Here is a 23578-nt window from a genome sequence, read left to right on the forward strand (position 1 = left end):
GAAGGCGATGAAAAAGTTATCCACAGCACTGACGGCCGGCCTGCTGGCCGCGAGCTGCCTGAGTGCTTATGCCGAACAGAGCTGCGACACCGTGAAAATGGCCGATCCGGGCTGGAGCGATATCGCCGCGACCAACGCCATCACCAGCCTGTTGCTGGGTGGCCTGGGCTACACGGCCAAGGTCGATACCCTGGCGGTGCCGATCACCTATGGCGGTCTCAAGGACGGCCAGGTGGATGTGTTCCTCGGCAACTGGATGCCGGCGCAGCAGGGTTTCTACGACAAGTTCGTGGCCAACGGCGATGTCACGCAGCTGGCGAAGAACCTCGACGGCACCGAATTCACCCTGGCGGTCCCGGATTATGTCTGGGACGCGGGTGTGCATAACTTTGCCGACCTGAACAAGTACGCGGACAAGTTCGACAAGAAACTCTACGGCATCGGTTCCGGCGCACCGGCCAATGCCTCGCTGGCGGAGATCATCAAGAAGAACCAGTTCGACCTGGGCCAGTGGAAACTGGTGGAGTCCAGCGAGCAGGCGATGCTGGCCGAGGTGGCCCGGTCGGTGAAGAAGCAGAAGTTCGTGGTCTTCCTCGGCTGGACCCCGCACCCGATGAACGTGCAGATGAAGATGCATTATCTCAAGGGCGGCGAGCAGTACTTCGGTGATACCGGCAGCGTCTATACCGTGACCCGCAAGGGTTATGCACAGGCCTGCCCGAACGTCGGCAAGTTGCTGAGCAACCTGAGCTTCACCCAGGACATGGAAAACAGCATCATGGCCGAGGTGGCAAACAAGAAGCTGAGCAATGCCGATGCGGCCCGGGCCTGGATCAAGGCCAATCCGGCGGTGCTGGATAAATGGCTGGATGGGGTGAAGACCGTGGATGGCCAGGATGCGTTGCCGGTGGTGAAGGCCAAGCTCTAAAGGTCAACACAAAACCTGTGGATACCGTCTAACGGTGATGAACGCGATCATTGTAGGAGCCGGCTTGCCGGCGATGAGGCCCTTGAGCCTTGCAGCGCCCTTCAGGCCGCCATCGCCGGCAAGCCGGCTCCTACAGGTCAGTGTTTCACCGCGTAAACTCCAGAGACACTCCTCACGCTGAAGCCGACTCATCCAACCGAGGGCCCCATGGGCTGGACCAACCGCCACAAACTCCTGCCATTTCTCAGCTGGCTGCCCCGGCAAACCCGCGCCAGCGTCAGCCGTGACCTGATCGTCGGCCTGAGCGGGGCGATCCTGGCCTTGCCGCAATCGGTCGCCTACGCGCTGATCGCCGGCCTGCCGCCCGAATACGGCCTGTACGCCGCCATCGTCCCGGTGCTGATCGCCTGTCTCTGGGGCTCGTCCTGGCACCTGATCTGCGGGCCCACGGCGGCCATCTCGATTGTCCTGTTCGCCAGTGTCAGCCCGCTCGCGGTACCCGGCAGCCAGGACTACATCACCCTGATCCTGCTGCTGACCTGCATCGCCGGGATCTTCCAGTGGCTGCTGGGCATGCTGCGCTTCGGCGCCCTGGTGAATTTCGTCTCGCATTCGGTGGTGCTGGGTTTCACCCTGGGCGCCGCCGTGGTCATCGCCCTCGGGCAACTGCCCAACCTGCTGGGGCTCGACATCCCCAACCAGGCGACCGCCCTGAACAGCCTGCTGCAACTGAGCCAGCATCTTGGCGAACTGGACAAACCCTCGCTGCTGCTGGGGCTGGGCACCCTGATCCTCGGTTTCACGCTCAAATCCCTGCTGCCGCGCTGGCCGACCCTGCTGATCACCCTGGTACTGGCCAGTGCGCTGGTCTGGCTGTGTCCTGGCCTGTTCGGGCATGTGCAGCTGGTCAAGGGCTTCATCGGCCGGCTGCCGCCGTTCAGCCCCTTGCCGCTGGACCTGGAAACCATCCTGCGCCTGCTGCCCAGTGCCGTCGCGGTGGGCATGCTCGGGCTGGTGACCAGCCTGTCGATTGCCCGTTCGATCTCCGCGCGTTCCCAACAGTTGCTCGACGCCAACCAGGAAGTCCGCGCCCAGGGCCTGTCGAACATGGTTGGCAGCCTGTTTTCCGGCTACCTGTCGGCTGGTTCGTTCACCCGTGCCGCGCTGAGTTATGAGGCCGGCGCCTACTCGCCCCTGGCCGGGGTGTTTTCCGCCCTCTGGGTGGCGCTGTTCGCCGTGACCGGTTCGGCGCTGATCGCGCACATCCCGATCCCGGCGATGGCCGGCAGCATCCTGCTGATCAGTTGGGGGCTGGTGGACCGGCGCGGTATCCGTGCGTTATTGCGGGTCAGTCACGCCGAGTTCGCGGTGATGGCGCTGACCTGCGTGGCGACCTTGCTGCTGGAGTTGCAGACGGCGATTTATGCCGGGGTGCTGGCCTCGCTGTTTTTCTACCTCAAGCGCACCTCGCAGCCGCGGGTACACCATTGGCGCGATGGCGAGGAGGATGTGTTGCGGGTCGGCGGATCGATCTTTTTCGGCGCCAGCCATTACCTGCAAGTCCGGCTGCAACGGTTGAACGGGCAGAAGGTGGTGATCGAGGCGCAGCAGATCAACTTCATCGATTACTCGGGGGTGGAAATGCTGCACCAGGAAGCCCGGCGCCTGGCGCGGGAAGGCCGCAGCCTGACCCTGAGGCGGGCGCGGGCGCCGGTGGTGGAGGAGTTGATCAAGCTCGAGGGTGTGGATAAGTGCCCGATCCGCTTTGAGGATTGATTGCCCCTACAAGGCCAGCAAGCGCCGCAACTCCGCCAGCACCGGCGCGGTATCCGGGCGTACACCGCGCCACAGGAAGAACGCCTCCGCCGCCTGTTCGGCCAGCATGCCCAGGCCATCCATCGAGACCGCCGCGCCGTGCGCGCTGGCCCAGCGACAGAAGGCGGTCGGCTCCTTGCTGTACATCATGTCGTAGCAGACAGTCTTGCCGGGTTCGATCAGGCTCGGCGCAATCGGCGGCACATCGCCCGACAGGCTGGCCGAGGTGGCATTGATGATCAGGTCCACCGGCTCCTGCAGCCAGTCGAACCCGCTGGCGCACACCGGCCCCAGATCGGCGAACAGCTCAGCCAGCAACTCGGCTTTCTCCACCGTCCGGTTGGCAATGATCAGCGAAGCCGGCTGTTCCGCCAGCAATGGCTCCAGCGCCCCACGTACCGCACCGCCGGCGCCCAGCAGCAGGATGCGCTTGCCCTGCAGGCCGAACCCGGCGTTGACCGTCAGGTCACGTACCAGCCCGGCACCGTCGGTGTTGTCGCCCAGCAGGCTGCCGTCGGCCAGCTTGCTCAGGGTATTCACCGCCCCGGCCCGCTGCGCCCGGGCCGTCAGGCTGTCAGCCAGGCGATAGGCCTCCTCCTTGAACGGCACCGTCACATTGGCCCCGAGTCCGTCCTGGAAAAAAGCCCTGGCACAACCGGAAAAATCATCGAGAGGTGCCAACAAAGTGCTGTAGTCCAGCTTCTGGGCAGTCTGCTCGGCGAACAGGCGGTGAATCAACGGCGACTTGCTGTGGCCGATGGGGTTGCCGAAGACGACATAACGGTCCATCAGGCATTGCCCTCCGCCAACCAGTCGCGGTCCTGCAGGAAGTACTCGGTCAAGCGTGCCTCCTCGCTGCCCGGCTCGGCCTTCCAGTCGTAGCCCCAGCGCACTTGCGGCGGCAACGACATCAGGATCGATTCGGTACGACCGCCCGATTGCAGGCCGAACAGGGTGCCACGGTCGTACACCAGGTTGAATTCCACATAACGACCGCGACGGAATTCCTGGAACTCGCGCTGCTGTTCGGTCCAGGCCTGGGCCTTGCGACGCTGCACGATCGGCAGGTACGCCTCGATATAGGCATCGCCGATCGCCCGCATGAAGGCAAAGCTGGTGTCGAAGTCCCATTCGTTCAGGTCATCGAAGAACAGCCCGCCGATACCCCGTGGCTCGTTGCGGTGCTTGATATGGAAGTAGCTGTCGCACCAGGCCTTGTAGCGCGGGTAGACATCCGCGCCGAACGGCGCACAGGCCCGTTCGGCCACCCGGTGCCAGTGCACGCAGTCTTCCTCGTTGGCGTAGTAGGGCGTCAGGTCGAAACCGCCGCCGAACCACCAGACCGGCTCCTCACCGGCCTTCTCGGCGATGAAAAAGCGCACATTGGCGTGGGACGTCGGCACGTGGGGGTTGTGCGGGTGAATCACCAGGGACACGCCCAGGGCCTCGAAGCCGCGTCCGGCCAGTTCCGGACGATGGGCACTGGCCGAAGGCGGCAGGCCGCTGCCGAAGACATGGGAGAAGTTGACGCCACCTTTCTCGACCACCTGACCGTTGGCGATCACCCGGGTCCGACCGCCGCCGCCGGCGGGGCGGGTCCAGGCGTCTTCGACGAAGCGCGCGCCCCCGTCTTCGGCTTCCAGGGCGGCACAGATGCGGTCTTGCAGGTCGAGCAGGTAGGCTTTCACGGCCTCGGTGCGGGTAGTCATGGCATCACCTTGAATCGGGCAAAGCTACACGGCACATCGGACGGCCGGTAGCAAAGAGGCGCGTAGCATAGCACCGCGTTTGTGACTGTCGCTGTTGACGAAGGTCAAGCGAAGGAGTCCGATAGGGTCCTTGCATCGCGCTGCACGGCGCCCCTTTGAGCAATGTCCAAGGAGAGAAAGATGGCTAAACGTATCCTGTTTCGCGCCCATGGCGGCCCCGAAGTCCTTGAATACGTCGACTACACCCCCGCCGAGCCGGGCCCGCAGCAGGTGCGGGTACGCAACCACGCCATCGGCCTGAACTTCATCGACACCTATTTCCGCAGCGGGCTGTATGCGCCACCGGCCTTGCCGTCGGGCCTGGGCTCCGAGGGCGCGGGCATTGTCGAGGCGGTCGGCAGCGAGGTCAGCCGTTTCAAGGTCGGCGACCGCGTGGCCTACGGCAGCGGTCCGCTCGGCGCCTACAGCGAAGTGCATGTGCTGCCGGAGGCGAATCTGGTAAAGCTGCCGGAAGGCATCAGCTTCGAACAGGCCGCTGCGGTGATGCTCAAGGGCCTGACGGTGCAGTACCTGTTTCGCCAGACCTATGAGCTGAAAGGGGGCGAAACCGTGCTGTTCCATGCGGCGGCCGGAGGCGTCGGCCTGCTCGCCTGCCAGTGGGCCAAGGCCCTGGGCGTGAAACTGATCGGTACGGTCAGTTCCCCGGCAAAAGCCGCCCTGGCCAAGTCCCTCGGGGCCTGGGAAACCATCGACTACAGCCACGAGGATGTGGCCAAGCGGGTGCTGGAGCTGACGGACGGCAAGAAGGTGCCGGTGGTGTATGACGGCGTCGGCAAGGACACCTGGCTGACCTCGCTGGACAGCCTGGCTCCCCGTGGGCTGATGGTCAGCTTCGGCAACGCCTCGGGCGCGGTGGACGGGGTCAACCTGGGGATTCTGTCGGCCAAGGGCTCGCTGTATGTGACCCGGCCGACGCTGGCGAGCTACGCCAACAACGCGGAAAACCTGCAGGCCATGGCCAACGATCTGTTCGGGATGATCACCAGCGGCAAGCTGAAGATCGAGATCGGCGCCCGTTACAGCCTGGCGGACGCGGCCAAGGCCCAGACCGAACTGGCGGCGCGGCACACCACCGGGTCGACGGTGCTGTTGCCTTAACTTTGCAGAGTCTGGCCGCTGCTGCACAGCGGTTCGCCAGCAAGCCGGCTCCTACAATATCCGTGTCGTAGCACTTTTTTGTGATCGACACGGCCCCTGTAGGAGCGAGCTTGCTCGCGATGAACGATAACGCGGTCTCCAGGACGATCACGCCGGACGAACGATATTCCCCGTCACCAGGTCGCGAATCAGGCTCGGGTTCTTGCGCCCGCCCAGGTTACCGCCCAGCACCAGGTCGATCTGCCCGCGGAAATACTGCTCCACGCGAATCCGCGTGCGCGCCGCCGGCCGTCCCTGGGGATTGGCCGAGGTGGAAATCAGCGGCCCCACCAACGAGCACAGGTCCCGCACCAGCGGATGATCGCTGACCCGCAAGGCCACGGTGTCATGCCGGCCGGTGATCCACTCCGGCAACAGGTCCTGATGCGGCACCAGCCAGGTATTGGGTCCCGGCCAGGTACTGGCCATGCGGGCAATCCAGTCTTCCGGGAAATCCTCGAAAAGAAAGTCGAACTGGCGGATATTGTCGGCGATCAGGATCAGTCCCTTGTCCACCGAGCGATTCTTGATCGCCAGCAGGCGATCCACCGCCTCTTCATTCCACGGATCGCAGCCCAGCCCCCAGACCGCCTCGGTTGGATAGGCAATCACCGCCCCTGCGCGAATTTCTCGTGCGGCTTCTTGCACACGCCAACTCTTGACCATTGCTTGCTCTCCGGATTTAACGCTATTTGCAGTTTACTCAGGTAACCCTACCTCGCGCGAGCTAACCAGCGCCCGCTTTCGTTGGCAACCCGGCCTTCGAGCTCCAGTTCGGTCAACGCCGCCAGCACCCGCGGCAATGTCCAGCCACACGCCCGGGCCAGGGCCTCGCTGCTCTGCGGTGCGGCGTGTAGCAAACCCAACAGCGGATGCTCGGACGCGGCGGGGATCGGGCTGGCCGTCACCCGCTGCCAACCGCGCAGGGGCTCGAGGATATGTTCGACGCTTTCCACCAGCACCGCACCGTCGCGGATCAACTGATGACAGCCCTTGGCACCGGGGTGATGGATGGAACCGGGAATCGCATACACCTCGCGCCCCTGTTCCGCCGCCAGCCGGGCGGTGATCAGCGAGCCACTGGCGACACTCGCCTCCACCACCAGCACGCCCAGGGACAAGCCGCTGATGATCCGATTGCGCCGGGGAAAGTTGCCCGGATGCGGCGGTGCCTCCAGGGGCAACTCGGAAACCACGGCGCTGCCCTGGGCAATCATGGCCTCCGCCAGTCGGCGATGGCGCTGTGGATAAAAATTTTCCAGACCGGTGCCGAGGACGCCGATGGTCCGCCCGCCGATGTCCAGGGCGGCCTGATGGGCCGCCCCGTCGATGCCCAGTGCCAATCCGCTGGTGATGACGAAACCGGCACCGGCCAGGCTCCGGGAAAAGGCCGCCGCCGTGTCCATGCCCGGCTTGGAGGCCCGTCGGCTGCCGACTATCGCCAACTGCGGTTTTTCCAGAAGGGCAGGGTCGCCGGCGACGAACAGCAAGGGCGGGGCGTCGCATAGCTCGGCCAGCAGAGCGGGGTAGTCGGCCCCGTCCCACATCAGCAGATGCCGGGCCGGACGCTCTAGCCAGCGCAACGCAGCGCTGGCGCCGTCACGGACGTCAGGGCTGCGGCGAGCCTCGGCACAGGCCGCCGGCAACCCCAGCGCCCGCCAGGCAGCGGCCGGTGCGCCGAGGGCCGCCGAGGCCGAGCCGAAGGCATCGATCAGGGTTCGAAAGCGCCGTGGACCGAGTTCCGGTAGACGATGCAGGCGCAGACGGGCTTCCAGCTCCGCCGGGGACAGGGAGGTACAGGTGGACAGCGACATCGGATCATCCTTGATCGGTGGCGATCCTCAAACGGCGGAACAAGCTGTGGATAACTCTGTGTGTAACCTGTTTAACCCGCTAACGGAATCGGCCCACGTTATCGTCCGGCGCTACGGATTGCGCACCTTGTCCAGGACCGCCAGGGACCGCGTGGCAGTAAGTACTAAACCATAGCTGAGCTTTTCGTAGGTGCGGAACACCATCAGCAGGCCCGAACGCTCATCGGGGACCTTCACGGCCTCGCCGGTCACCCGGTCGCGCACCGTCTCGCCGGTCTTCATCACCGCCAGGACGTTGCCTTCGGCCAGGCCATCGCGCCGTCCCTTGTTGATCGTGACCACGTCCATGACCCCGATCTGCGTAACACCTCGTGGCACATCGATGATGGTGCCGTGGATCTGCGCTTGCGGCGCGCTGGGCATGAACATCGAATTGACCGGGTGCTCCTCGCTGACGAACAAGCGATCACCCAGGCGAACCTCCTCGATGGTGCGCCGCAGGTTCAGCGTACCGACATCGCCTTCGGTCGCCACCAGTTCGCCGGTGCCGATGTCGTCGGCGTTGATCCCCAGGAATTCCTTGGTCTGTGGGTCGGTATAGACCTTGCCCTGGCGGAACAGGCCATACACCGAGTGCGCCGGATCGAACACGCCACGGGCATAGATCCGGTCGCCCATGCCGCTGAGCACCCGCTCGTTGTTGCCGGCCAGGATATACGGGGCCTTCTGGAAGTCCGCCGCATCATCGACAATGCGGTTGCTCAACAGGAAGGCATTGATCTTTTCCAGCGGGATGCTCGGAATCGCCTCGGCCACCGGTGAGCGACGCACCTGCGGCGACAACTTGACGGTCCCCCGGGAGACGCCGCGATCGACCACCAGCCGTGGCTGGCCGTCGACGAACTGCAGCGTCAGGGTATCGCCGGGGTAGATCAGGTCCGGGTTGGCCACCTGGGGGTTCGCGTGCCAGATCTCCGGCCACTTCCACGGTTCGCGGAGGAATTTCCCGGAAATGTCCCAAAGTGTGTCACCACGCACGACGGTATAGCGCTGTGGATAACCCTCCTTGAGCTGCACTTGCGCCTGCACGACGCCGCTAACGGCCAGCAACAGGGCGAGTAGTGTTTTCCTCATGCAGTGAATCCCTTTATTATGTGCCTTCGCGTGAAACGCCAGAGCCCCCGCGGCTCGCTCCCAGGGAGAACGTTTTACAACGGTAGCCGATCCCACCGGGACATTTCGGCGACCGTCTCTGACTTTACCTCACATGTGCAGCAAATACGCCTATGGCCATTTTAAACATCCTCGAATTTCCAGACCCGCGTCTGCGCACCATCGCCAAACCCGTGGCCGTGGTGGACGACAAGGTGCGTCAGCTGATCGATGACATGTTTGAAACAATGTATGAAGCCCCGGGCATCGGCCTGGCGGCGACCCAGGTCAATGTGCACCAGCGGATCGTGGTCATGGACCTGAGCGAAGACCGTAGTGAACCCCGGGTGTTCATCAACCCCGAGTTCGAAACCCTGACCACGGACGTGGAGCAGTACCAGGAAGGCTGCCTGTCGGTGCCGGGCTTCTACGAGAACGTCGACCGCCCGACCCGGGTGCGGATCAAGGCCCTGGATCGCGACGGCCAGCCCTTCGAGCTGGAGGCCGATGGCCTGCTGGCGGTGTGCATCCAGCACGAGTGCGATCACCTGAACGGCAAGCTGTTCGTCGATTACCTGTCTACGCTCAAGCGCGACCGGATCAAGAAGAAGCTGGAAAAGCTGCATCGCCAGAACGCCTGATCCCTCTCAATACCAAAGGCTTGCTACGGCAAGCCTTTTCTTTTTCAAGCGAGCTTTTTATGACTGAGCCACTGCGCATCGTCTTTGCCGGCACCCCCGAATTCGCCGCCGAACACCTCAAGGCCCTGCTCGACAGCCCCTACGAGATCGTCGCGGTCTACACCCAGCCGGATCGTCCGGCGGGCCGTGGGCAGAAGCTGATGCCGAGCCCGGTCAAGCAACTCGCCCTGGAGCATGACATCGCCGTCCTGCAGCCGCCGACCCTGCGCAACGCCGAGGCGCAGGCCGAACTGGCGGCGCTCAAGCCGGACCTGATGGTGGTGGTCGCCTACGGCCTGATCCTGCCGCAGGTCGTGCTGGATATCCCGCGCCTGGGCTGCATCAACAGCCACGCCTCGCTGCTGCCGCGCTGGCGCGGCGCGGCGCCGATCCAGCGCGCCGTGGAAGCCGGCGATCGCGAAAGCGGCGTGACCGTGATGCGCATGGAGGCCGGGCTCGACACCGGGCCGATGCTGCTCAAGACCGTCACCCCGATCAGCGCCGAAGATACCGGTGGCACCCTGCATGACCGCCTGGCCGAACTCGGCCCGCCCGCCGTGCTCCAGGCCATCGCCGGTCTCGCTGCCGCGCCCCTGGACGGTGAAGTCCAGGACGACAGCCTCGCCACCTACGCCCACAAGCTGAACAAGGACGAGGCGCGCATCGACTGGAATCGCCCGGCGGTCGAGCTGGAGCGACTGATTCGCGCCTTCAACCCCTGGCCGGTCTGCCACAGCACCCTCAATGGCGAAGCCCTGAAAGTCCTCGCCGCCGGCGTCGCCGAAGGCCAGGGCCAACCGGGGGAAATCCTCGCCGCCAGCAAGGACGGCCTGATCGTCGCCACCGCCGTGGGCGCCCTGTGCCTGACCCGCCTGCAACTGCCCGGCGGCAAGGCGCTGAACTTCAGCGACCTGTTCAACAGCCGTCGCGAGAAATTCGCCCTCGGTACGGTGCTCGGCCAATGAACCCACGTCTGGCCGCCGCCAAGGCACTGGCCGCCGTCCTCAGCGGCAAGGCCTCGCTCAACAGCTCGCTGCCGCTGCAACTGGACAAGGTCGAGGCGCGCGATCGCGGCCTGACCCAGGACCTGGCGTTCGGCACCGCGCGCTGGCAACCGCGCCTGTCGGCACTGGCGACCAAGCTGCTGCAGAAACCCTTCAAGGCCGCCGATGCCGATGTCGAAGCCTTGCTGCTGGTCGGCCTGTATCAGCTGCTCTACACCCGTGTACCGGCCCACGCCGCCATCGGCGAGACCGTCGGTTGCGCCGACAAGCTGAAAAAGCCCTGGGCCAAGGCCTTGCTCAACGCCGTGCTGCGCCGCGCGCAACGGGAAAGCGAGGCGCTGCTGGCCGAGCTGGAGCACGACCCGGTGGTGCGCACCGCCCACCCGCGCTGGCTGCAGAAATCTCTCAAGGCCTTCTGGCCCGAACAGTGGGAAGCCATCTGCGCGGCGAACAACGCCCATCCGCCGATGATCCTGCGGGTCAATCGCCGCCATCACCCGCGCGATGCCTACCTCAAGCTGCTGGGCGAGGCCGGTGTCGGCGCCCAGGCCTGTGCCTACAGCCAGGACGGCATCGTCCTGGAAGAGGCCTGCGATGTGCGCAACCTGCCCGGTTTCAATGAAGGTTGGATCAGCGTCCAGGACGAAGCCGCGCAACTGGCCGCCGACCTGCTGGACCTGGCGCCGGGCCAACGGGTGCTCGACGCCTGCTGCGCCCCCGGCGGCAAGACCTGCCATATCCTCGAAGCCCAGCCGCAACTGGCCGGCATGGTCGCCGTGGACCTGGAGGCCAAGCGCCTGGTACGGGTGCGCGAGAACCTGGAGCGCCTCGGCCTGGACGCCGAACTGATCGCCGCCGACGGCCGCGATACGGCCACCTGGTGGGACGGCAAGCCGTTCCAGCGGATCCTGCTGGATGCCCCGTGCTCGGCCACCGGCGTGATCCGTCGCCATCCCGACATCAAGCTGACTCGCCAGCCCGACGACATCGCCGCCCTGGCCGCCTTGCAAGGCGAGCTGTTGGACGCGATGTGGACGACCCTGGAAGTCGGCGGCATCCTGCTCTACGCCACCTGTTCGACCCTGCCGACCGAGAACACCGAGGTGATCGAAGCGTTCCTCGCCCGCACCTCCGGGGCTCGCGAGCTGGACATCGCCGGGACGTTCGGCGTCAAGCAGCCCCACGGGCGCCAGTTGCTGGCCCAGCAAGGCGGCCACGACGGCTTCTACTACGCCAAACTGATCAAGATCGCCGCCGCACGCGGCTGAGCCGGGGTAACGGAGCGACCCGATGAAAATCATCATTCTCGGTGCCGGGCAGGTCGGCGGCACGCTGGCCGAGCACCTGGCCAGCGAAGCCAACGACATCACCGTGGTCGACACCGATGGCGAACGCCTGCGCGATCTCGGCGACCGCCTGGACATCCGCACCGTCCAGGGCCGCGCCTCGTTCCCGACGATCCTGCGCCAGGCCGGCGCGGATGATGCCGACCTGCTGGTGGCGGTGACCAACAGCGACGAAACCAACATGGTCGCCTGCCAGGTCGCCCACACCCTGTTCCACACCCCGACCAAGATCGCCCGGGTCCGCGAAGCGGCCTACCTGACCCGCGCCGGGCTGTTCGACAACGACGCGATTCCGGTGGACGTGCTGATCAGCCCGGAACAGGTGGTCACCCACTACATCAAGCGCCTGATCGAACATCCGGGCGCCTTGCAGGTGATCGATTTCGCCGGGGGCAAGGCCTTGCTGGTGGCGGTCAAGGCCTACTACGGCGGGCCGCTGGTGGGGCAGCAACTGCGCCAGTTGCGCGAACGCATGCCCAACGTCGACACCCGCGTGGCGGCGATCTTCCGTCGCGACCGGCCGATCCTGCCCCGCGGCGACACGGTGATCGAAGCCGACGACGAAGTCTTTTTCATCGCCGCCAAGGCGCATATCCGCGCGGTGATGGGTGAAATGCGCCGCCTTGACGAGACCTACAAGCGCATCGTCATCGCCGGCGGCGGGCAGATCGGCGAGCGGCTGGCCGAAGCCATCGAAAGCCGCTACCAGGTCAAGATCATCGAGAAGAGCCCGGCGCGCTGCCGCCACCTCTCGGACACCCTGGACAGCACCGTGGTGCTGCAAGGCAGCGCGTCGGACCGCGACCTGCTGCTGGAAGAGAACATCGGCGACACCGATGTGTTCCTGGCCCTGACCAACGACGATGAAGCCAACATCATGTCGTCGCTGCTGGCCAAGCGCCTCGGGGCGAAGAAAGTCATGACCCTGATCAACAACCCGGCCTATGTCGACCTGGTCCAGGGTGGCGAGATCGACATCGCCATCAGCCCGCAACTGGCGACCATCGGCACCTTGCTGGCCCATGTGCGCCGGGGCGATATCGTCAGCGTGCACTCCCTCAGGCGCGGGGCGGCGGAGGCTATCGAGGCGATTGCCCATGGCGACGCGAAGTCGAGCAGGGTGATTGGCCGGGCCATCGCCGACATCGCCTTGCCGCCGGGGGCGACCATCGGCGCGATCATTCGCGATGAAGAGGTGCTGATCGCCCACGATGCGACGGTGATCCAGGTCGGCGACCATGTCATTCTGTTCCTTGTGGATAAAAAGCAGATCCGCGATGTGGAAAAGTTGTTTCATGTCGGTCTGAGCTTTTTCTGACCTGTGACCCTACCGGAGGCTCGCCATGCTCGAATCACTGGAAAAAATGCTCGCCAAGGGTGTGGATAACTCACTGCTGCGCTTCGGCCTCGGCAAGGGTTATCTGGATCTGGGGGAAAACACCAAGGCCGTCGACCACCTGCAACGCTGTGTCGGCTTCGACCCGAAATACTCCGCCGCCTGGAAACTGCTGGGCAAGGCGCATCAGGCCGCGGGCGACAACGCCGCTGCCAAAGAGGCCTGGGAACAGGGACTGGAAGCCGCCCGCGCCCATGGCGACAAGCAGGCGGAAAAGGAAATGACGGTGTTTCTGAAAAAGCTGGAAAAAGCCGCGCTCAAAGATCGATGAAGCGCAGGCCGATGCCCTCGGCGTCGACCCGTACCACTTCCATCCGAATCCGCGGCGCCGCCGCCGGCAGATCCTGCACCTGGCCATAGACCACCGCACCGGTGGTCAGGCGCGACAAGCTCGGGTGCGTCACATACACGCCCTTGCTGGACAGGTTGCGTGTCTGTCCCAGGCACTCGCCGATGCTGGGGTGCTGGATCTTGATACGCAGCGAATTTTTGTGATCGGACATCTGTTGCGTCCTTGAAAGGTGCAGCTGTGGATAAATCAGTCGCACCGACTTATCCACAGATCATGCCAACCGGATCTCAGTACCAGCGTTTCTCACCCGCCGGACGTTTCCTGAAGCGCTTCATGCTCCACATGTACTGGTCCGGATAAGCCCGCACATAACGCGCCACCACCTGGCTCATGGCGGCCACGGAGGTCTCGGTATCGGTGCTGTACATGGCTTCGGGCGCGGCTTCCAGGATCACCTTGAAGCCCGAGCCGTCCGGCAGGCGCAGCGCGTGCAGGAACACGCCCACCGCCTTGCCGCCGGCCAGCATGTTGGGCACGAACTTGCTGGTCAACGCCGTGGTGCCGAGGAACGGCACGAAAACCCCGGCGGATTCGGCCGGTTCCGGGTCGGCGGGAATGCCCACCGCACCACCTTTGCGCACTTCCTTGATAACGCTGAGGATGCCTTCCTTGGTGGAGGCGGCAACCCGGTTGCCCAACTGCACCCGCTGTTTGCGCAACAGTTCGTCCACCGCCTTGAGCTTGGGCGGACGGTAGAAAATGATCGGTTTGCACTGGCTGCAATAGAAGTGATTGAGCACTTCCCAGTTGCCCAGGTGGCTGGTGATGCCCACCACCCCCTTGCCCGAGGCCAGGGCCTCCTTGAGGATGTCGAGGCCTTCGACTTCGCGCACCCGCTCCATCGACCGATGGGCCGGCCAGATCCAGGCGCAGGCGCTTTCGGTAAAGGACTTGCCGATCCCCATCAGGCTGCGGCCCACCAGCTGCTCGCGGGCCACCGGGTCCAGTTCCGGAAAACATTTCGCCAGGTTGATCCGCACCACGTCGCGGGAACGGTTGGGCAGCTTCCACATCACCCAGCCGATGGCTGCGCCCACCCGCTGCACGGCACACCAGGGCAGCAGCGCAAACAACCGCAACGCCCCCACCAGCATGGCGCCTTTAAACTTTTCCACAGGCCACTCCTGTCGTGATCGAGCTTGTCATCAGCCGGCTATTGTAACCGTGGTGTAGCCAATGTGGCGTAGCGATCACAATCGGTGGTGTGGTCCATGACCATGCCCGAGGCCTGCATGAAGGCGTAGCAGATGGTCGGACCGACGAATTTGAAGCCGAGTTTCTTCAGGGCCTTGCTCATGGCCTCGGCCTGGGGCGTGACGGCCGGGACCTCGCCGCGCCCGTTGAAATGATTGACCCTGGGCACATCGTCGACAAAGGACCAGAGCAGCGCCACCGGATCTTCCAGGGTCAGCCAGACCTGGGCATTGCGCCGCGCGGCCTGGAGTTTCAGGCGATTGCGGATGATCCCGGGGTCGAGCATCAGTTGCTCGAGGTGGGCGTCGCTCATGGCCGCTACTTTTCGCACGTCGAAACCGAACAAGACCTTCCGGTAGTGCTCACGTTTCTTCAGGATAGTGATCCAGGACAACCCGGCCTGGAACCCTTCGAGCAAAAGCAACTCGAACAGACGCTGCCCATCGCGCAGCGGCACGCCCCACTCCTGATCGTGATAGGCCATGTACAAAGGATCGTCGTTGCACCAAAAGCAGCGTGGCATAAGGCTCCAGGAGGCGTGCGCGTGGCCGAATCGGGTATACTCCCGCCTTTTGAATCGCAGCCCAAGTAACAGGTGAATTTCGTGAGCCAGCCTACGCCAGCCGTGCGTACCTTCCAAGACTTGATCCTCGCCCTGCAACAATACTGGGCCGAGCAAGGTTGTGTGGTACTTCAGCCCTACGATATGGAAGTAGGCGCCGGCACCTTTCATACCGCCACGTTCCTGCGCGCCATCGGCCCGGAAACCTGGAACGCCGCCTACGTACAGCCCAGCCGTCGCCCGACTGACGGCCGCTACGGCGAAAACCCGAACCGCTTGCAGCACTACTACCAGTTCCAGGTCGTCCTCAAGCCCAACCCGGACAACTTCCAGGAGCTGTACCTGGGCTCGCTCAAGCGCGTCGGCCTCGACCCGCTGGTGCACGACATCCGTTTCGTCGAGGACAACTGGGAATCGCCGACCCTCGGCGCCTGGGGCCTGGGCTGGGAAGTCTGGCTCAACGGCATGGAAGTCACCCAGTTCACCTACTTCCAGCAGGCAGGCGGCATCGAGTGCTACCCGGTGACCGGCGAGATCACCTACGGCCTGGAACGCCTGGCGATGTACCTGCAGGGCGTCGATTCGGTCTACGACCTGGTCTGGGCCGACGGCCCGTTCGGCAAGGTGACCTACGGCGACGTGTTCCACCAGAACGAAGTGGAGCAGTCGACCTACAACTTCGAGCACGCCAACGTCGAGAAGCTGTTCGAACTGTTCGATTTCTATGAAAGCGAAGCCAAGCGCCTGATCGAACTGGACCAGCCGCTGCCGTTGCCGAGCTACGAAATGGTCCTGAAGGCCTCGCACACCTTCAACCTGCTGGATGCACGCCGGGCGATCTCGGTGACCGCGCGCCAGCAGTACATCCTGCGGGTCCGCACCCTGGCCCGTTCCGTGGCACAGGCCTACCTGATGGCCCGGGCCAAGCTGGGCTTCCCGATGGCGACCCCGGATTTGCGTGACGAAGTGTTGGCTAAGTTGGAGGCTGCACAATGAGTGCTCAAGATTTTCTGGTTGAACTGGGCACGGAAGAGCTGCCACCCAAGGCCCTCAATACCCTGGCCGAGGCTTTTCTCGCCGGTATCGAAAAGGGCCTGCAAAGCGCCGGCCTGAGCTTCGAGAGCAAACAGGTCTACGCCGCGCCACGCCGTCTGGCCGTTCTGCTGACCAAGCTGGAGACCCAGCAGCCGGACCGCAGCATCAACCTCGACGGGCCGCCACGCCAGGCCGCCTTCGACGCCGAAGGCAACCCGACCCAGGCGGCCCTGGGCTTCGCCAAGAAATGCGGCGTGGAACTGAGCGAGATCGACCAGAGCGGGCCGAAACTGCGCTACACCCAGAGCATCCAGGGCAAGCCGACCGCCAGCCTGTTGCCGACCATCGTCGAGGATTCGCTGAACGACCTGCCGATTCCCAAGCGCATGCGCTGGGCCGCGCGCAAGGAAGAGTTCGTGCGTCCGACCCAATGGCTGGTGATGCTGCTCGGTGACCAGGTCATCGACTGCACCATCCTCGCCCAGAAAGCCGGTCGCGATTCCCGTGGCCACCGCTTCCACCACCCGGACAGCGTGCGCATCACTTCGCCGGCCAACTACCTGGACGACCTGCGCGCCGCCTACGTGCTGGCCGACGCCACCGAACGTCGCGAGATCATCAGCAAGCGCACCACGGAGCTGGCGACCTTGCAGGAAGGCACGGCCATCATGCCGGCGGACCTGCTCGACGAAGTCAGCGCCCTGGTCGAATGGCCGGTGCCGCTGGTGTGTTCCTTCGAGGAACGTTTCCTCGACGTGCCGCAGGAAGCCCTGATCACCACCATGCAGGACAACCAGAAGTACTTCTGCCTGCTGGACGTCGACGGCAAGCTGCTGCCGCGCTTCATCACCGTCGCCAACGTCGAGAGCAAGGACCCGCAACAGATCATCGCCGGTAACGAGAAAGTCGTTCGCCCGCGCCTGACCGACGCCGAGTTCTTCTTCAAGCAGGACAAGAAGCAGAAGCTTGAACAGTTCAACCTGCGCCTGCAGAACGTGGTGTTTCAGGAAAAACTGGGCAGCGTCTACGACAAGGCCGAGCGCGTGTCGAAACTGGCCGCCTTCATCGCCCCGCGCATCGGCGGCGACGCCCAGCGCGCGGCTCGCGCCGGCCTGCTGTCCAAGTGCGACCTGGCCACCGAGATGGTCGGCGAGTTCCCGGAGATGCAAGGTATCGCCGGTTACTACTACGCCCTCAATGACGGCGAGCCGGAAGACGTCGCCCTGGCCCTGAACGAACAGTACATGCCGCGCGGCGCCGGCGCCGAACTGCCAAGCACCCTGACCGGTGCGGCGGTGGCGATTGCCGACAAGCTCGACACCCTGGTCGGCATCTTCGGCATCGGCATGCTGCCCACCGGCAGCAAGGACCCCTACGCCCTGCGTCGCGCCGCCCTGGGCGTGCTGCGCATCCTGATCGACAAGCAGCTGGACCTCGACCTGATCGAGACCGTGGAGTTCGCGGTCAAGGCCTTCGGTGCCCGGGTCAAGGCCGCAGGCCTGGCCGACCAGGTGCTGGAGTTCATTTTCGACCGTCTGCGTGCGCGTTACGAAGACGAAGGCGTGGATGTGGCGACCTACCTGTCGGTGCGCGCCCTCAAGCCGGGCTCGGCCCTGGACTTCGACCAGCGCGTACAGGCCGTGCAGAAGTTCCGCCAGTTGCCGGAAGCGGCTGCCCTGGCGGCGGTGAACAAGCGCGTGTCGAACCTGCTGAGCAAGATCGAAGGCAGCGTTCCGACCACCGTGGAAGCCAAGTACTTCGACAACGCCAACGAGTTCTCGCTGTACTCGGCGATCCAGCAGGCGGACCAGGCGGTCCAGCCGATGGCCGCGGCACGCCAGTACAACGAGTCGCTGGCGCGCCTGGCCGCCCTGCGCGAGCCGGTCGACGCCTTCTTCGAAGCGGTGATGGTCAATGCCGAAGACGCCAAGGTGCGCGCCAACCGTTATGCGCTGCTGGCGCGTCTGCGAGGCCTGTTCCTGGGTGTCGCCGATATTTCGCTGCTGGGCTGAGGACGCGTCTTGAAGCTGCTGATTCTCGACCGGGACGGGGTGATCAACCAGGACTCCGACGCCTACATCAAGTCGGTGGAGGAATGGATTCCACTCCCCGGCTCGATCGAAGCCATCGCGCAGTTGAGCAAGGCCGGCTGGACGGTGGCGGTGGCCACCAACCAGTCCGGTATCGCTCGCGGCTACTACGACATCGCCACCCTGGAAGCCATGCACGAGCGCCTGCGTTCGTTGGTGGCGCAGCAGGGCGGCGAGCTCGGCCTGGTGGTGTATTGCCCCCATGGGCCGGACGAAGGCTGCGCTTGCCGCAAACCCAAGCCGGGCATGCTGCACACCATCGCCGAGCATTACGGCGTGCCGTTGGCTAGGCTATGGTTTGTCGGCGACAGCCTCGGTGACTTGGAGGCCGCATACGCCGTCGACTGTCAGCCCGTTTTGGTAAAAACCGGTAAAGGCGAAAAGACACTGGGTAAAACCCTGCCGGTGGGCACTCTGGTTTTTGACGATCTGGCGGCGGTTGCCGCAGAACTTATCCACAACTGAAGCTCTTCTGACCTCCTGACCAAGGACTGTTCAGGAAGCGCTTTTTATAGGCGGGCAATGCCCGCAACGGTAAATGCCGCTATGTCGATCCTGCAGGCCATCAGAACCTTTTTCTTTTACCTGCTGCTGGGCACCAGTTCGCTGCTGTGGTGCTCCCTGAGCTTTTTTATCGCGCCGTTCCTGCCGTTCAAGGCACGTTATCGCTTTATCAACGTGTTCTGGTGCCGCTGTGCCCTATGGCTGACCAAGGTCTTCCTGGGGATCACGGTCGAGATCAAGGGCGCGGAGAACGTACCCGAGCGCCCTTGCGTGATTCTGTCGAATCACCAGAGCACCTGGGAAACCTTCTTCCTGTCGGCCTACTTCTCGCCCTTGAGCCAGGTGCTCAAGCGCGAGCTGCTGTATGTGCCGTTCTTCGGCTGGGCCATGGCCATGCTGCGGCCGATCGCCATTGACCGGGACAACCCGAAGGCGGCGCTCAAGCACGTGGCGAAGAAGGGCGATGAGCTGCTCAAGGACCATGTCTGGGTGCTGATCTTCCCGGAAGGCACCCGCGTGCCGTACGGCACGGTCGGCAAGTTTTCCCGGGGCGGTACGGCACTGGCGGTGAACGCCGAACTGCCGGTACTGCCGATTGCCCACAACGCCGGCAAGTTCTGGCCGAAGACCGGCTGGGCGAAGAAAGCCGGCACCATCACGGTGGTGATCGGTGCGCCGATGACGGCCGAAGGCAGCGGGCCACGGGCGATTGCCGAGCTCAATGACCGGGTCCAGGCCTGGAACGAGCAGACCCAGCGGGACATGGGGTCCTTGCCACCGGCGCCTGCGGCAGAGACGCCTGTCGCGGTTTGACGCGATTGTGGATAACTTGTGCACAAGATTTGGATTGTCTTCAGAAAAATAACGTAAGTAGATGATTTTATTGCTTATTTTTCTGTATGACTTTCTGCTGTAAATCGTGCATAAGTTTTTTCTGGCGATAAAAAAACCGGCTTTGATGCCGGTCTTTCAGGGTACTTGTAGGAGCCAGCTTGCTGGCGTTGGGGGCCCTTGAGACTTGCATCGCTCATGACGGCCTCATCGCTGGCAAGCCAGGCTCCTACAAGGTTCTGCGGTATCCGCAGGATCGTGGAATACCTCAGACCTTGTCGAGATCCACGCCCTTGGTTTCCTTCAGGCAGAACAACCCCACCAACAGGCTGCCCCCGGTAATCAGCACCGGGTACCACAGGCCATAGAAGATATCCCCGGTGTAGACCACCAGCGCAAAGGACACCGTGGGCAGGAACCCACCGAACCAGCCGTTGCCGATATGGTAGGGCAGCGACATGGAGGTGTAGCGGATGCGCGTCGGGAACAGCTCGACCATCACCGCCGCCAGCGGGCCATAGGTCATGGTGGCAATCAGGATCATCAACACGATCAGCAGTACCACCATCGGTTCGTTCACCGAGGCACTATCGGCCTTGGCCGGGTAGCCTGCCGCCGTGATCGCCGAACGCATCGCCGCTTCGTCGAAGCCGCCGATCTTCTGTTCACCCACCGACACCATCACGTTCGCCCCGGGCGCCGCGGCCTGTGAGCTATAGGGCAGGCCCTGCTTGACCAGGAAGGTCTTGACCTTGTCGCACGGGCTGTCGAAACGCGCCTTGCCCACCGGGTCGAACTGGAAGGTGCAAGTCGCCGGATCGGCCATCACCACGATCGGCGCCTGCCGGCTGGCCGCGTCGATCTGCGGGTTGGCGTAATGGCTCAAGGCTTTGAACAGCGGGAAATAGCACAGTGTCGCCAACAACAGGCCGAGCATCAGGATCGGCTTGCGGCCGACCCTGTCCGACAGCCAGCCGAACAGCACGAAGAACGGCGCGCCGATCACCACGCTGATGATCAGCAGGGTATTGGCCTGGGTCGGGTCCATCTTGAGCATCTGGGTCATGAAGAACAGCACATAGAACTGTGCGGTGTAGAAGGTCACCGCCTGCCCGGCGTTGATGCTGAAGAGGGCGGTCAGGACGATCTTCAGGTTCTGCCAGGAGCCGAAGGATTCGCGGATCGGCGAGCGGCTGGCCTTGCCCTGGGCCTTCATTTTCACGAAGGCCGGCGACTCGTGCATGCTCAGGCGGATCCAGGTGGAAATCGCCAGCAGGAAGATCGACAGCAGGAACGGCAGGCGCCAGCCCCAGACTTCGAACTGGTCGCCGCTGATCGCGCGGCTGGCGAGCACCACCAGCAGGGACAGGAGCAGGCCCAGGGTGGCGGTGGATTGAATCCAGCCGGTATGCGAGCCGCGCTTGCCCGTCGGGGCGTGTTCCGCCACATAGGTCGCGGCACCGCCGTATTCACCGCCCAGCGCCAGGCCCTGGAGCATGCGCAGCAGGACCAGGATGATCGGCGCGGCGATGCCAATGCTGGTGTAGGTCGGCAACAGGCCGACGGCAAAGGTGGACAGGCCCATCAGGACGATGGTCATGAGGAAGGTGTATTTGCGCCCGATCATGTCCCCCAGGCGCCCGAACACCAGGGCGCCGAAAGGCCGGACCAGGAAGCCCGCGGCGAAGGCCATGAGGGCGAAGATAAACGCCGTGGTGTCGTTGACCCCTGCAAAGAACTGCTTGCTGATCACCGCCGCCAGGGCGCCATAGAGAAAAAAGTCATACCACTCGAAAACCGTCCCGAGGGATGACGCAAAGATGATCTTCCGTTCTTCCTTGCCGGTGCTCACGGTTGCACTCACCGGCTGCTCAATGTAGTCCGACATTTGCCCTGTCCTCGGCCCTGGGGGCCACAGTGATTATTGTTGTTGTTCCACTGTGGACTCCGGCTGACCGTCACCGGAATCCGCTCTTGCATTATTGACGCTATCTGCCGACCTGACGCGTTCCCTTGTAGATACCGTCTTGACCCTCATCGCGCAAGCGCGATGTTTGGGTCAAACGGTATGCCTGATTTGAGCACTCCGTAGACCAGATGTAACAGCTTGCGCATTGCTGCACAGATGATCTGTTTAGGGGCCTTTCCTTTGGCTTTCAGGCGCTCGCTCAGTGCCCTGACCGCCGGGTTCCATCTCATCGCCACCATCGCAGGCATGTACATTCCGGTCCGTAGGCTGGCCGAGCCGGTCTTGGATATCGGCGTCGGACCAACGTAGTTACCTGATTGGTCTATCAATGGATTCAGGCCTGCAAATGCCACAACAGCGCGAGGGCCACTGTAGTCCAGAGGGTCGCCCAGTTCGGCGAGGATCAAGGCGGCGCTCGTTTCACCCAACCCGTCGATGGACACGATCAAATCACGCTTCTGACGTAGGTCAGGATCGTCATCAATGTTGTCTTTGATGGCCTTCTGAGTCGCGGCAATCTCACTTTTCACGTGATTGATCACGGACAGGATCGAGGCTTGGACGTTGGCTTGGGCGACGTCCAGGCGGTTGGTCTCCATTTGCAGGATTTCCTGGAGATCCTCCAGTCGCCGGACTAAAGCCCTTAAACGACGGCGAGCAGGCAGTTCTGGTACCCAGGCTCTGAGTTTGTGCTGCTTCTGCTGGGCATAGGCGGCGATCAGTTTGGCATCGGCTTTGTCGGTTTTGACCCGACGCAAATCCTCCTTGCCGAACGCATGAATGACGGCAGGGTTAACGATGCAAACTCGATAACCTTTTGCATGCAGGAAGTCTGCGAGAGCCTCGTGATAGGTGCCGGTAGCCTCCATGACGACCCAGGCTTGCGGATCGGCATGTTTCTCCAGCCAGGCCTCGACCTCGCTGAAGCCTGAAGCGTTATTGGGCAGCTTGGCCTTCGTACGGAACTTGCCGTTGTCCAACGGCGTAGCGATGTCGAAGGTGTTTTTGGCTGTGTCGATACCCACGAAAGCGGACATGGTCTTCTCCCTGAAATCCGAAAAGATCACCACTGCACTCGGTTCTGCCTTGCCAATACGTGCTCACGCCGAAGCGGGCCACTAGATACCGTTCGAACTTGCTGAGTGAGTGTGGAAGGCCGGAGCACGTATCTATAATGCGGGCTCGAGGCCCTAGGAGCTGGACGGCTTCTCGGTCTTCCCTCGATGATCAGTCGAGAACTATCGCCTCTGACGAGGCGTTAGTCGAGATACAAGGAGCTGGCTTGCCAGCGATAGCGCCCGTCCTGTTGGCGCAGGACATGAAGGCCTCATCGCCAGCAAGCCGGCTCCCACAGGTTCTGTGTTTTGGCCTGCAAGGCTGGCTGGCACTCTTCTTGCTCTCCATTCATGTAGTAACTACTTCATGGAAAAAGTGTGTCGTCAGGAGACATAGTCCTCGACCCACGCCTTTTTCATGAAGTAATCACTTCATCAAATGAAGCGGGCGCACCCCATGACGACGCAGGAAATCACCCTGACCCTCGAGGTCAACGGCCAGCGCCATTCGGTCACGGCCATGGCCGATACGCCGCTGTTGCTGGTGCTGCGCAACGACCTGCGGCTCAACGGCCCCAAGTACGGCTGCGGCCTGGGGGAGTGCGGCGCCTGCACGGTGATCGTCGACGGCGTGGCCGCGCGCTCCTGCGTCTTTCCCCTGGCCGGCGCGGCGGATCGGCAGATCGTCACCCTCGAAGGCCTCGGCAGTCGCGAGGCGCCGCACCCGGTGCAGCAGGCCTTTATCGACGAACAGGCGGCCCAGTGCGGCTATTGCCTGAACGGCATGATCATGACCGCCAAGGCCTTGCTCGACCGCAATCCTCACCCCAGCGAAGCGCAGATCCGCCAGGAACTCTCGGCCAATCTCTGCCGCTGCGGCACCCATATCGAAATCCTTCGCGCGGTGCTGCGTGCCGCCCGTCCATTGCCTTGAACCAGGATCGA

Annotated in this window: 24 protein-coding genes; 13 read left to right on the forward strand and 11 right to left on the reverse strand. The window is 63.5% G+C overall.

What is annotated here, in order from left to right:
- Nucleotides 1-7 precede the first annotated feature (7 nt).
- On the forward strand, nucleotides 8-928 hold the full coding sequence (gene choX / locus UCMB321_RS00390) for a choline ABC transporter substrate-binding protein (protein WP_040062955.1): 921 nt from the start codon (nucleotides 8-10) through the stop codon (nucleotides 926-928).
- A gap of 207 nt (nucleotides 929-1135) precedes the next feature.
- A complete protein-coding gene (locus UCMB321_RS00395; protein ID WP_040062957.1) occupies nucleotides 1136-2704 on the forward strand; it encodes a SulP family inorganic anion transporter in 1569 nt (522 codons plus the stop codon).
- 6 nt (nucleotides 2705-2710) lie between these two features.
- Here the strand turns inward: UCMB321_RS00395 and aroE are convergent, their stop codons facing one another.
- Nucleotides 2711-3532, reverse strand: coding sequence for a shikimate dehydrogenase (gene aroE / locus UCMB321_RS00400; protein WP_040062959.1), 822 nt, complete (start codon nucleotides 3530-3532; stop codon nucleotides 2711-2713).
- Nucleotides 3532-4452 (reverse strand): oxygen-dependent coproporphyrinogen oxidase, encoded by a 921-nt coding sequence (gene hemF / locus UCMB321_RS00405; protein WP_040062961.1) that lies wholly within the window; start codon nucleotides 4450-4452, stop codon nucleotides 3532-3534. Before hemF ends, aroE begins: the two co-directional genes overlap by 1 nt.
- Nucleotides 4453-4632: 180 nt before the next feature.
- On the opposite strand from hemF, the gene UCMB321_RS00410 reads away from it, so the two are divergent.
- Nucleotides 4633-5610 carry a quinone oxidoreductase family protein gene (locus UCMB321_RS00410; protein WP_040062964.1) on the forward strand — a complete coding sequence of 326 codons (978 nt, stop codon included), beginning with the start codon at nucleotides 4633-4635 and terminating at the stop codon, nucleotides 5608-5610.
- 147 nt (nucleotides 5611-5757) lie between these two features.
- Here UCMB321_RS00410 and tsaC read toward each other — a convergent pair whose 3' ends face one another.
- From tsaC to UCMB321_RS00425, 3 genes are all read right to left on the reverse strand, one after another.
- The gene (tsaC, locus tag UCMB321_RS00415) at nucleotides 5758-6315 is read right to left on the reverse strand and encodes an L-threonylcarbamoyladenylate synthase type 1 TsaC (protein WP_040062966.1); all 558 of its coding nucleotides are present in this window, start codon (nucleotides 6313-6315) and stop codon (nucleotides 5758-5760) included.
- A 47-nt stretch (nucleotides 6316-6362) separates the two neighbouring features.
- Complete coding sequence (dprA, locus tag UCMB321_RS00420) at nucleotides 6363-7463, reverse strand: DNA-processing protein DprA (RefSeq protein ID WP_040062971.1); 1101 nt, start codon at nucleotides 7461-7463, stop codon at nucleotides 6363-6365.
- 111 nt (nucleotides 7464-7574) lie between these two features.
- The gene (locus UCMB321_RS00425) at nucleotides 7575-8597 is read right to left on the reverse strand and encodes a LysM peptidoglycan-binding domain-containing protein (RefSeq protein ID WP_040062973.1); all 1023 of its coding nucleotides are present in this window, start codon (nucleotides 8595-8597) and stop codon (nucleotides 7575-7577) included.
- A gap of 152 nt (nucleotides 8598-8749) precedes the next feature.
- Between UCMB321_RS00425 and def the strand changes: the two genes are divergently transcribed.
- From def to UCMB321_RS00450, 5 genes are read left to right on the forward strand one after another with little or no spacing between them, the layout of a single operon-like run.
- Complete coding sequence (gene def / locus UCMB321_RS00430) at nucleotides 8750-9256, forward strand: peptide deformylase (protein ID WP_040062975.1); 507 nt, start codon at nucleotides 8750-8752, stop codon at nucleotides 9254-9256.
- A 59-nt stretch (nucleotides 9257-9315) separates the two neighbouring features.
- On the forward strand, nucleotides 9316-10260 hold the full coding sequence (fmt, locus tag UCMB321_RS00435) for a methionyl-tRNA formyltransferase (RefSeq protein ID WP_040062976.1): 945 nt from the start codon (nucleotides 9316-9318) through the stop codon (nucleotides 10258-10260).
- On the forward strand, nucleotides 10257-11567 hold the full coding sequence (gene rsmB / locus UCMB321_RS00440; protein WP_040062977.1) for a 16S rRNA (cytosine(967)-C(5))-methyltransferase RsmB: 1311 nt from the start codon (nucleotides 10257-10259) through the stop codon (nucleotides 11565-11567). Before fmt ends, rsmB begins: the two co-directional genes overlap by 4 nt.
- A 22-nt stretch (nucleotides 11568-11589) precedes the next feature.
- On the forward strand, nucleotides 11590-12963 hold the full coding sequence (gene trkA, locus UCMB321_RS00445; RefSeq protein WP_040062978.1) for a Trk system potassium transporter TrkA: 1374 nt from the start codon (nucleotides 11590-11592) through the stop codon (nucleotides 12961-12963).
- A gap of 25 nt (nucleotides 12964-12988) precedes the next feature.
- A complete protein-coding gene (locus UCMB321_RS00450; protein ID WP_040062981.1) occupies nucleotides 12989-13312 on the forward strand; it encodes a hypothetical protein in 324 nt (107 codons plus the stop codon).
- Here the strand turns inward: UCMB321_RS00450 and UCMB321_RS00455 are convergent.
- The 3 genes from UCMB321_RS00455 to UCMB321_RS00465 all read right to left on the reverse strand — a co-directional run bounded on the left by UCMB321_RS00455 (nucleotide 13299) and on the right by UCMB321_RS00465 (nucleotide 15110).
- Nucleotides 13299-13544, reverse strand: a complete 246-nt coding sequence (locus UCMB321_RS00455; protein ID WP_040062983.1) for a PilZ domain-containing protein — start codon at nucleotides 13542-13544, stop codon at nucleotides 13299-13301. The two genes, UCMB321_RS00450 and UCMB321_RS00455, sit on opposite strands and share 14 nt — an antisense overlap.
- A 76-nt stretch (nucleotides 13545-13620) precedes the next feature.
- Nucleotides 13621-14508 (reverse strand): lysophospholipid acyltransferase, encoded by an 888-nt coding sequence (locus UCMB321_RS00460; RefSeq protein ID WP_040062985.1) that lies wholly within the window; start codon nucleotides 14506-14508, stop codon nucleotides 13621-13623.
- 38 nt (nucleotides 14509-14546) lie between these two features.
- Nucleotides 14547-15110 (reverse strand): DNA-3-methyladenine glycosylase I, encoded by a 564-nt coding sequence (locus UCMB321_RS00465; RefSeq protein WP_040062987.1) that lies wholly within the window; start codon nucleotides 15108-15110, stop codon nucleotides 14547-14549.
- Nucleotides 15111-15191: 81 nt separating this feature from the next.
- Between UCMB321_RS00465 and glyQ the strand changes: the two genes are divergently transcribed.
- From glyQ to UCMB321_RS00485, 4 genes are read left to right on the forward strand one after another with little or no spacing between them, the layout of a single operon-like run.
- Complete coding sequence (glyQ, locus tag UCMB321_RS00470) at nucleotides 15192-16145, forward strand: glycine--tRNA ligase subunit alpha (protein WP_040062988.1); 954 nt, start codon at nucleotides 15192-15194, stop codon at nucleotides 16143-16145.
- The gene (gene glyS, locus UCMB321_RS00475; protein WP_040062990.1) at nucleotides 16142-18196 is read left to right on the forward strand and encodes a glycine--tRNA ligase subunit beta; all 2055 of its coding nucleotides are present in this window, start codon (nucleotides 16142-16144) and stop codon (nucleotides 18194-18196) included. Before glyQ ends, glyS begins: the two co-directional genes overlap by 4 nt.
- A 9-nt stretch (nucleotides 18197-18205) precedes the next feature.
- Nucleotides 18206-18739 carry a D-glycero-beta-D-manno-heptose 1,7-bisphosphate 7-phosphatase gene (gene gmhB, locus UCMB321_RS00480; protein ID WP_040062992.1) on the forward strand — a complete coding sequence of 178 codons (534 nt, stop codon included), beginning with the start codon at nucleotides 18206-18208 and terminating at the stop codon, nucleotides 18737-18739.
- Between the two features lie 57 nt (nucleotides 18740-18796).
- Nucleotides 18797-19591, forward strand: a complete 795-nt coding sequence (locus UCMB321_RS00485) for a lysophospholipid acyltransferase family protein (protein WP_209437115.1) — start codon at nucleotides 18797-18799, stop codon at nucleotides 19589-19591.
- Between the two features lie 74 nt (nucleotides 19592-19665).
- Here UCMB321_RS00485 and UCMB321_RS30515 read toward each other — a convergent pair whose 3' ends face one another.
- The 3 genes from UCMB321_RS30515 to UCMB321_RS00495 form a co-directional block, all read right to left on the reverse strand.
- Nucleotides 19666-19809: a hypothetical protein gene (locus tag UCMB321_RS30515; protein WP_157015831.1), complete on the reverse strand. Its 144-nt coding sequence runs from the start codon at nucleotides 19807-19809 to the stop codon at nucleotides 19666-19668.
- 68 nt (nucleotides 19810-19877) lie between these two features.
- Nucleotides 19878-21497 (reverse strand): MFS transporter, encoded by a 1620-nt coding sequence (locus tag UCMB321_RS00490; protein WP_040062996.1) that lies wholly within the window; start codon nucleotides 21495-21497, stop codon nucleotides 19878-19880.
- 146 nt (nucleotides 21498-21643) lie between these two features.
- Entirely contained in the window at nucleotides 21644-22615 is a 972-nt protein-coding gene (locus tag UCMB321_RS00495) for an IS110 family RNA-guided transposase (protein WP_040063012.1), read from the reverse strand.
- A 475-nt stretch (nucleotides 22616-23090) separates the two neighbouring features.
- Between UCMB321_RS00495 and UCMB321_RS00500 the strand changes: the two genes are divergently transcribed.
- A complete protein-coding gene (locus tag UCMB321_RS00500; RefSeq protein ID WP_040062998.1) occupies nucleotides 23091-23567 on the forward strand; it encodes a (2Fe-2S)-binding protein in 477 nt (158 codons plus the stop codon).
- Nucleotides 23568-23578 lie beyond the last annotated feature (11 nt).

Origin of the sequence: Pseudomonas batumici (assembly GCF_000820515.1) — a bacterium.
Lineage (GTDB): Bacteria > Pseudomonadota > Gammaproteobacteria > Pseudomonadales > Pseudomonadaceae > Aquipseudomonas > Aquipseudomonas batumici.